This window comes from Streptomyces sp., from assembly GCF_035563135.1.
Taxonomy (GTDB): domain Bacteria; phylum Actinomycetota; class Actinomycetes; order Streptomycetales; family Streptomycetaceae; genus Streptomyces.
On the sequence record NZ_DATMVN010000878.1, the window covers coordinates 1 to 2,424 of the forward strand.

1 protein-coding gene is annotated in these 2,424 nt (G+C 72.4%); it reads left to right on the top strand.

From position 1 onward, the window contains the following. On the top strand, positions 1-2,323 hold a 2,323-nt coding region (locus VN520_RS38740; protein ID WP_325751647.1), incomplete at its 5' end, for a beta-glucosidase. Positions 2,324-2,424: the final 101 nt, after the last annotated feature.

The window sequence follows — 2,424 nt, forward strand, 5'->3', positions numbered from 1 at the left end:
TGACACCAAGGACTTCGCGCCGCTCGGGCATCTCGGTATCCCGGCGATGACCCGGGTCGACGCCTCCGACGGGCTGCGCGGTGACACCGGCGTGACCGCCTTCCCCGCCCCCAACGCCCTGGCGGCCACCTTCGACACCGACCTCGCGCGCCGGTACGGAGCGGCCGTCGGCGCCGAGGCGCGGGCCAAGGGATGGAACGTGCTCCTCGGCCCCACCCTCGACATCGACCGCGACCCCCGCAACGGCCGGGAGTGCGAGGGCTACGGCGAGGACCCGCTGCTCAGCGGCAGCATCGGGGCAGCGGTCACCCGCGGCTTCCAGAGCCAGGACGTCATCGCCCAGTTGAAGCACTTCACCGTCTACAACCAGGAGAACGCCCGCTACTACCTGGACGTCCGCATCTCCGAGCGGGCGCTGCGCGAGGTCCACTACCCCGCGTTCGAGCAGGCGATCCGCGAAGGCGGCGCCCTCTCGGTCATGGGCTCCTACCCGATGGTCAACGGTGTGTACTGCTGCCAGGACCCGCACATCATCGGCGCGCTCAAGGAAGATCTGGGTCTCGAGGGGTACCTCGGCACCGACTTCTACCCCCAGGGCGACCGGGTCGAGTCGTTCCGCGCAGGCGTCGACTCCGGTGCCCTCATCCCGGACACGCCCAGGGAGGCGTTCACCGACGGCCGTATCCCCGCCGAGCGCACCCGAGACGCCGCCCGCCGCATTCTGTACGCCCTGTTCGCCTCCGGCGCCTACGACCACCCGCTGCCCGACGCCCCGGCGGAGATCGTGACGTCCGGGGCCCACCAGAGGCTCGCCCGGGTGACGGGGGAGGGGGCGACCGTGCTGCTGAGGAACGAAGGCGGCCTCCTGCCGCTCTCCGGACGGCAGACCGTCGCCGTGATCGGGCCGGCGGGCAAGGACGCCATCACCGGCGTCGAGGGTTCCTCCTACGTGGACCCCGGTGACTTCACCACCGCCCTCGAAGCAGTGCGGGCCAAGGCGGGCGCGGACCGTGTGCTGTTCTCGCAGGGCAGCCTGGGGGACGTCGCCCTGCCGCTGATACCGGCCGACGTCCTGACCGCCCCCGCAGGAGGCGCCGGTTTGAGGGCGGAGTTCTTCGCGGGCGAGGACTTCGAGGGCGCCCCGGTCGCCACCGCCGTCACCCCGACCGTCGACTTCCGCTCCGGCGACCCCGTCGAGGGTCTCCCCGCCTCCTGGTCGGCCCGCTGGACCGGCACCATCACGCCACCCGTCACCGGGTGGGTCCGCGTCGCGGCCCTGCTGTCCGGCGCCGCGAAGGTCGTGATCGACGGCACCACCGTCTTCTCCGGGTCGCGGTATCTGTGGGACTCCTGGCTCGGCCCGAACGAGTCGGCCATCGGCGGAGTCGTCGAACTGGAAGGGGGCAGGCCCGTCCCCCTGACCGTCGAGTACAGCACCCGGGACGCCGGTGACCGCGGTCCCAGCATGAAGCTGGGCTGGCAGCCCCGCTCCCTCATCCCCGCCGCCGTCGAGACCGCCGCGAAGGCCGACGTCACCGTCGTGTTCGTCAACAACTACACCGGGGAGGCCATCGACCGGGACGACCTCTCCCTGCCCGGGGACCAGGACCGGCTCATCGAGGCGGTGGCCGCCGCCAACCCCCGCACGGTCGTCGTCCTCAACACCTCGGGTCCCATGCTCATGCCCTGGCTGAACCGGGTCCGGGGCGTGCTGCAGGCGTGGTACCAGGGCGCCGCGACGGGCACCGCCGTCGCCGACGTCCTGTACGGCGACACCGACCCGGGCGGCCGCCTCCCGGTCACCTTCCCCGCGCGCGAGGATCAGGGGCCGACCCGGTACACCGGCTCCAAGAGCGACGGCGTCGGCGGGGAGGTCGTCTACGACGAGGGTGTCCACGTCGGCTACCGGTGGTACTACAAGCACGGTGAGACACCGCTGTTCCCATTCGGGCACGGCCTGTCCTACACGTCCTTCAGCAGCGGGCGGCCGCGGGTCCGCAGCCTCCACCGGGGGGAGGATGCGGCCGAGGTGCGCGTCGAGGTGCGCAACACCGGCCGGCGGACCGGATCCCACGTCGTCCAGGTGTACGTCGGACACCTCCCGACGCACACCGACACCCCAGCCAGAAGGCTCGCCGGCTTCCACAAGGTGACGCTGTCACCGGGGCGGCGACAGGCGGTAACCGTCACCGTCCCGCGGCGCGCGGTCTCCTACTGGCACGAGGAGAGGGGGCGTTGGGTGACGCCGAGGGGCAGGGTCGCGGTGTACGTGGGTGACTCGGTGGCGGAGGCGGAGTACGCGGGCAGTATCACCGTGCGCTGATCCGCCTGCCATGGCCAGGGCGGGAGCCGGCACCCGCCCGCCGTGGCACGCGGGAAGCGGAGTCCGGTGACCAGAGGTGGTGGACGCTGTGGCGCGGGCCC